Origin of the sequence: Pseudomonas sp. (assembly GCF_030147005.1) — a bacterium.
Lineage (GTDB): Bacteria > Pseudomonadota > Gammaproteobacteria > Pseudomonadales > Pseudomonadaceae > Aquipseudomonas.
In genome coordinates this window covers 1-7,146 of the sequence record NZ_JASLAW010000192.1, presented here as the reverse complement: position 1 = coordinate 7,146, position 7,146 = coordinate 1, and the positions used below count along the sequence as shown (strand labels likewise).

Annotated in this window: 6 protein-coding genes; 2 read left to right on the top strand and 4 right to left on the bottom strand. The window is 60.8% G+C overall.

All coding sequences use genetic code 11. From position 1 onward, the window contains the following. Positions 1–115: 115 nt before the first annotated feature. Entirely contained in the window at positions 116–1,273 is a 1,158-nt protein-coding gene (locus tag Q1V60_RS17800) for a PQQ-dependent sugar dehydrogenase (protein ID WP_300632988.1), read from the bottom strand. Positions 1,274–1,284: 11 nt separating this feature from the next. Beyond that, complete coding sequence (locus tag Q1V60_RS17795; RefSeq protein ID WP_300632986.1) at positions 1,285–1,611, bottom strand: hypothetical protein; 327 nt, start codon at positions 1,609–1,611, stop codon at positions 1,285–1,287. Positions 1,612–1,796: 185 nt separating this feature from the next. Here Q1V60_RS17795 and Q1V60_RS17790 point away from each other — a divergent pair, with 185 nt between their 5' ends. Continuing rightward, positions 1,797–2,636 (top strand): Ku protein, encoded by an 840-nt coding sequence (locus Q1V60_RS17790; protein ID WP_300632984.1) that lies wholly within the window; start codon positions 1,797–1,799, stop codon positions 2,634–2,636. Positions 2,637–2,660: 24 nt separating this feature from the next. After that, positions 2,661–5,210 (top strand): DNA ligase D, encoded by a 2,550-nt coding sequence (gene ligD / locus Q1V60_RS17785; RefSeq protein ID WP_300632982.1) that lies wholly within the window; start codon positions 2,661–2,663, stop codon positions 5,208–5,210. An 18-nt stretch (positions 5,211–5,228) separates the two neighbouring features. Here ligD and lpxO read toward each other — a convergent pair whose 3' ends face one another. Continuing rightward, positions 5,229–6,128 carry a lipid A hydroxylase LpxO gene (gene lpxO / locus Q1V60_RS17780; protein ID WP_300632980.1) on the bottom strand — a complete coding sequence of 300 codons (900 nt, stop codon included), beginning with the start codon at positions 6,126–6,128 and terminating at the stop codon, positions 5,229–5,231. A 266-nt stretch (positions 6,129–6,394) separates the two neighbouring features. Then, positions 6,395–7,146: GNVR domain-containing protein (locus tag Q1V60_RS17775; protein ID WP_300632978.1), on the bottom strand; the 752-nt coding region annotated here is incomplete at its 5' end.

Here is a 7,146-nt window from a genome sequence, read left to right as displayed (position 1 = left end):
GACCCCAGAAAATGGGACTGCTGCGCAGTCCAGCGGGAGCAAGCTCCCTCGCCACGGTAAAGCGCTCCTCCTTAACTGACTGGCATTATGGCAAGCCCGCTTACACAGACGTGAATCAGTCCTGATTCAGCCCCACTCGATACAGCACACCGTCATCTTCATCCGTCAGCACATACAGGTAGCCATCCGGCCCCTGCCGCACATCGCGAATTCGCGCTTTCAAATCACCCAGCAATCGCTCCTCATGGACAACTTTGTCACCATCGAACTGCAACCGAATCAGCTCCTGGCTGGCCAATGCGCCGATAAACAGGTTGTGCTGCCACGCCTTGAAACGGTCGGCATCGTAGAACGCCATGCCACTGATCGCCGGTGACTTCTCCCACACATGGTGCGGCGCCACGGTGCCTTCGGCGGTCTTGCCCTTGGCCTCGGGAATCGGCGTGAGGGAGTAATTGATGCCATGTGTCGCCAACGGCCAGCCATAGTTCTTGCCGCGTTCGATGATGTTGATTTCATCACCGCCCCGTGGCCCATGCTCGTTTTCCCAGATCGTCCCGCTCCACGGGTTCAACGCCAGACCTTGCGGGTTACGTTGGCCGTAGGACCAGATCTCGGGACGTACCCCTGGCTGGCCGACAAACGGGTTATCGTCGGGCACGCGGCCATCCGGATAAATGCGCACGACTTTACCTTGCAGTTTGTCCAGGTCCTGGGCGGTGGGCCGCACATTGTTTTCGCCCAGGGTCACGAACAGGTAACCGTCACGGTCGAACGCCAGCCGCGAACCGAAGTGATTGCCGGTGGACAGCTTGGGTTCCTGGCGCAGAATCACCGTAAAGTCCTTCAGGCCGCTCAAGTCATCGGCCAGGCGCCCTCGCCCCACGGCGGTCCCGGCCTTGCCGTCCTCGCCGCCACCTTCGGCGTACGACAGGTAGACCATGCGGTCCTGCTTGAAGTCGGGCGAGAGCACCACGTCAAGCAGGCCGCCCTGCCCGTTGGCCCACACCTGCGGCACGCCCGTCAACGGCGCGGAAAGCTTGCCGTCCTGACTGACAAAGCGCAGTTGGCCGGGAAGCTCGGTTACCAGGAAACCTTGCCTGTCCGGCAGGAATGCCAGCGCCCAGGGATGATTCAGCCCCTTGGCGACCGGCGTCGCGGTGATGCTGCCTTGCTCACTGGGAAACTGCCGCCCCTCGGCGGCTTGAACCGTGGCCAATGGCAGCAGCGTGGTTGCGCAGAGAGCGGCTAGCAGGGTTTTGCGTAGAAACATAAGAGGGATCCTTACCGGCGATTGCCGTTGGCATCATAGGTGGGCGCTTTGGTGTCGGTGGACGGGCGACTCGGCGCGGCATCACGCTTGGGATAGCCGTTGCCGATCCCGCCGTTTTCCAACGTAGGCCGCGGGTGGGTCGGGGCGGTCTGAATACCGCGAACGGCCGGCGCGTTGGGCTGAGTGCCCTGCATGCTATTGGGGTTGGCCCGATGAATAGGGCTGTTGTTGGAGTCGTAACGCCCCGGCAGGTTTTGCGCCTGGGCTGTTGGGACCAGGGCCAGGCCAGATGCCAGTGTTGCAACCAGCACTGCAAGATGACGCACACAACTGTTCATGACGATGCCTCCCTATGCCGAGTAATACGTGCTTTCGATAACACGCTACGCGAGGGGTTCGGCTTGGACATTAAATTGTTTCTCATCAGGTGTAACACGATCTGTCCACGCATCCGCTCGCCGAAACTTTTGCCCGGCCCCACGAGTCACCAGAACACAGGCTTATCTTTGAAGGAGATGTACTTATGCCCCGGGCAATCTGGAAAGGCGCCATCAGCTTCGGTTTGGTTCACATCCCGGTGTCGCTGGTGTCGGCGACGTCTTCCCAAGGCGTGGATTTTGACTGGCTGGACAAACGCAGCATGGACCCGGTGGGCTACAAGCGCATCAACAAGGCCACTGGAAAGGAAATCACCAAGGAAAATATCGTCAAGGGCGTCGCCTATGAAAAAGGCCGCTACGTGGTGCTCAGCGAAGAAGAAATACGCTCAGCCCACCCGAAGTCGACCCAGACCATCGAAATCATCGCCTTCGTCGCCAGTGACCAGATCCCCTTGCAAAACATCGACACGCCCTACTTTCTGGCACCGGATAAGCGCGGCGGCAAGGTCTATGCGCTGCTGCGCGAAACCCTCAAGAAAACCGGCAAAGTGGCCCTGGCCAATGTGGTGTTGCACACCAAGCAACACCTCGCGGCACTGATGCCGCTGGAGTCGGCCCTGGTGCTGGTCATGCTGCGCTGGCCCGCCGAGGTGCGCGGCCTGGATGAGCTGGAACTGGGCAGCGACGTGGTCAAGCCGACCCTGGCCAAGGGTGAGTTGGACATGGCCAAGCGTCTGGTGGAAGACATGAGTGCGGACTGGCAACCCGAGGAATACCGCGACAGCTTCCAGGAAAAGATCATGGCGCTGGTCGAGAAAAAGGCCAAGGCCGGCAAGATCGAAGACGTGGAATCGACCGAAGGCAGCGAAGAGCGCAAATCCGCCGATGTGATCGACCTGACGGAACTGCTCAAGCGCAGCTTGGCGGGTAAGCCCGCAGCGAAAAAAACCGCCGCGAAAAAGTCCAACAAAAAGGCCTCTTGAGCCTGCCATTGGCTGGAGAACGACATGGCAAAGCCCCTGAGCGAGTACAACCGTAAACGCGACTTCGGGATCACCGCCGAACCTTCAGGCGAATCGCCGGCGGGCAAGCGCAAAGCTTCGGCCCTCAGCTTTGTGATCCAGAAGCACGATGCGCGCAACCTTCATTACGACTTTCGCCTGGAGCTGGACGGCGTGCTGCTGAGCTGGGCAGTGCCCAAAGGCCCGAGCCTGGACCCAAGCCAGAAGCGCCTGGCGGTCCACGTTGAAGACCACCCCCTCAGTTATGGCGGCTTCGAGGGCAGTATCCCCGCCGGCCAATACGGCGCCGGGGATGTCATCGTATGGGACCGCGGCATCTGGCAACCCCACGACGACCCGCACAAGGCCTATGCGGCCGGCAAGCTCAAGTTCAGCCTGGTCGGCGAAAAGCTCTCCGGCGACTGGACCCTGGTACGCACCCGCCTCAAGGGCAGCGGCGACAAGCAGCAATGGCTGCTGATCAAAGAAAAGGACCAACAGGCACGCCCCACCGCTGAATACGATATCGTCGAGGCCGAACCCGGCAGCGTGCTCAGCGACGCCGTGGTGGGCAAACCCAAGGGCACATCCAAAGCCGGGGCGAAAACCAAAGCGGCGTCCAAAGCTGCACCCAAGGCGCCCCCCAAGGCGAGCACGCGCAAGCCGGCAACCGCCGTGCCCGAGCAGTTCGCCCCGCAACTGGCCACCTTGGTCGATCGTGCACCTGAAGGTGATTGGCACTACGAGATCAAATTCGACGGTTACCGCATTCTGGCGCGCGTCCACGAGGGCGAAGTGCGCCTGTTCACGCGCAACGGGCACGACTGGACCGAGCGCCTGCCGCGCCAGGCCAAAGCCTTGCAAGCGCTCAAGCTCAAGGACAGCTGGCTGGATGGCGAAGTGGTCAGTCTCAACGGCGACGGCTTGCCGGATTTCCAGGCGCTGCAGAATGCCTTCGACATCGGCCGCAGTCTCGACATCGTGTACTACCTGTTCGATGCCCCCTTCCTGAACGGCCGCGACCAGCGCGAAGACCCGGTGGAAGCCCGTCGCGCCGCGCTCAAATCCGCGTTGTCCGCCAGCAAGAGCAAGCTGCTGCGCTTCTCCGAAGCGTTCGCGGCCAACCATCATGACATTTTCGAAAGTGCCTGCGACCTGGCCCTGGAAGGCGTAATCGGCAAGCGTGCCGGCAGCCCTTATGTGTCCAGCCGCAGTGCCGACTGGATCAAGCTCAAATGCCGCTTGCGCCAGGAATTCGTGATTGTCGGTTATACCCGCCCCCAAGGCTCGCGCACCGGGTTCGGCGCGCTGTTGCTGGCGGTCAACGACGACAACGGGTTGGTGTACGCCGGGCGCGTCGGCACCGGCTTCGACCAGGCGTCGCTCAAAGCTATCTACGCCAAGCTCACCCCGATCGAGCGCAAAGACTCACCACTGCAAAAGCCGCTGACCAGCGCCCAGGCGCGTGGCGTGCATTGGGTCGAGCCGAGTCTGGTCGGTGAAGTGCAATTTGCCGAATGGACCCGTGAAGGCGTGGTGCGCCAGGCTGCTTTCGTGGGCATGCGCACCGACAAGCCCGCTGCGCAAATCATTCATGAACAGCCGCGCACGGCCAAATCGGTCAAGGCGCCGAAGGCAAAAAAGGCCGTGAAGGACGTGAAAACCGTGAAAGCCATGAAAATCACCCACCCTGATCGCATCATCGATAAGCAGAGCGGCCTGCAAAAGCAGCAACTGGCGCAGTTCTATGCCGACATCAGCGCATCGATCCTGCCCTTCCTGCGCAACCGGCCCGTCTCGCTGCTCAGGGCGCCGGAGGGCATCGAAGGCGAACAGTTCTTCCAGAAGCATGCCGAGCGCATGACCATCCCCCACGTCAAGCAATTGGATCAGGCGCTGGACCCCGGCCACGCCCGCCTGATGGAAATAGACACGGCCGATGCCCTGATCGGCGCTGTGCAAATGGGCACCGTTGAGTTGCACACCTGGGGCGCCACCACGGACAAGATCGAAACGCCCGACTTGTTCGTACTCGACCTCGACCCGGACCCCGCGTTGCCCTGGAAGTCCATGCTGGAAGCCGCGCAACTGACCCTGTCGGTACTCGACGAATTGGGCTTACAAGCCTTCGTCAAAACCAGCGGCGGCAAAGGCCTGCACTTGATCGTACCGCTGGCGCGGCGCGACAACTGGGACAGCGTGAAAGCCTTCGCCAAGGCCATCGCTCAATTTATGACCCAGCAACTGCCCGAGCGCTTTACCGCCACCAGCGGCCCGAAAAATCGCGTGGGCAAAATCTTCATTGATTACCTGCGCAACGCCAGGGGCGCCAGCACGGTTGCCGCTTACTCCGTGCGGGCACGACCCGGCCTGCCGGTGTCGGTACCGGTGAGTCGGGATGAACTGAGTGGTTTGCGCGGCGCCCAGCAATGGACCGTGGCCAACCTGCACGAACGTTTGCAGGATTTGAAAGCCGACCCCTGGGCCGGCTACGCCAATCGGCAAAAAATCAGCAAACAGATGTGGGACAAGCTGGGCGCGAAACCACCGAAGTGATTCGCGCCCGGCCAGGGTTCAGATGAGGATGAAGATCAACGCCAGGCCGGCGAAGATCGCCCATTTTTCCAGGTAATAGCGCGTGCGATTGCGCTTTTTGAGCTCCTTGCCGCGCAACCGGATTTTGTACAGGCGGGTAAACGCCCGGTTTAGCCCGCCGGTCTTGTCGCCCGCATCATTGGGCGAGCCTGCGGCGGCCATCACATTGCGGCTGAACCAGCGGTTAAATGCGCCGGCCCAGCGGTATTTCATCGGCCGCTCGATGTCGCAGAACAGAATGATGCGGTTATGTGCCGTGGTGTTTTGCGCGTAATGAATGTAAGTCTCGTCGAACATCACCGGCTCGCCGTCACGCCAGTAATAGCTCTCGCCGTCCACATTGATAAAGCAACCCGGATCGTTAGGCGTATCCAGCCCCAGGTGATAACGGTAGGAGCCGGCGTACGGGTCACGGTGACGCACCAGTTTGGAACCGGGCGGCAGCTCGGCGAACATCGCAGCCTTGATCGAGCCGATGCTTTGCACCAGCTCGGTGGTGCGTGGGCACAGCTTCATCGCTGATGGATGACTGTCGCCGTACCACTTCAGGTAGAAGCGCTTCCAGCCGGACTTGAAGAACGAGTTGAAACCCACATCGTTGTACTGCTCGGATCGTTTGATCTCCCCGGCCCGCATCAGGTTCTGGCCTTCCTGGCGGATCTCTTCCCAGTGCTCCTGCAAGGGGCTCAGGTCAGGAAAGTCGCCGGGCGACAGGAACGGGCGGCTGGGTTGCCTGGAGAACAGGTACAGGAAGCAGTTGATCGGCGCCAGGAACGTCGAGTGATCGCTAAGCTGGCGGCCCAGCTTGTGTCGCACCCGGCCACGCAAATGTACATACGCGATGGAGGCAACGTAGAGAGCAACAATGATGAGTTTCAAGGGATTCGTCACACGTCAGGGAGAGAACAGGCTGCTCCTGCGTGCCCACAACGGCCGAGGATGGATAAGCAGCACCTGAAATCACAATTCACATACAGGTGACACGACCGGCTGGAGAGCCATTCGATGTGTAACCATTGGCCGTTATTTAGCCATACTTTGTAACCAAAGGTTAACTAAGAATTGTGAAAAGCTGTCGAAGAAGTGTGCTGGGGGGATGAGCAGGCGGGCCCCAGGACCCGCCCACCGGAGGGCATTGCGACGGGTTACAGCTGATCGTCCTTGGGCTCACGACGCGAGAAACTGCTGTCTTCCAATGCCCCATAAGGGACGGCCTGACGCCGGGTAAGCACCAGGTGGCGGATCAACGCGACCACCAGCCCGAGCAGCAAACCGCCCACCAGGCTCAGGGCAATGACCAGCGCTTTTTTCGGTTTGACCGGTGACAACGGCTCTTGGGCGCGGCGGTCAATCGTCACCAGTTTCAGGTTGCTCATGTCGATGTTCAAACCGCGCAGTCGGGCGACTTCGGCGCGCAGCGGCTCAACGTCCTGCAGGAAGATGTCTTCGTTGGCCCGCTTGCGCAGGACTTCGACTTCGCGGTTGGCGTCCAACAGCTGAAGTTCCTTGCCGATTTCGGCAATACGCGGGTTGGTAAAGTCATCGCTGGTGCGCTTTTGCAGCGCGGCGCGCTCGGCCTCCAGGGCCTCGGTGCCCATGAAGTACAGCGGAATCTTCTGATTGTTAACCTCGGTGCGCATCACCTGGCTCGAGCCGGTTCGCGTGGAGTCCGCCATGGAGGATGGCGTGGTCGGTGTTCTGATCCCCATGGACTGAGCGATGCCGATGGCTTCAGACAATTCCGCCAGGCGGTTGGTACGCTCCATTTTCATCTGCAACCGCAGGGCGCTGAGTTCATCCTGCAATTGGGCGCGCTTGAGCCGGTCGGCCTCGAGCAACTTGGCGATCTTCGATTCCTTGTCGGTATCGTAGTTGGCGCGGGCGGCGTCGATCTTGC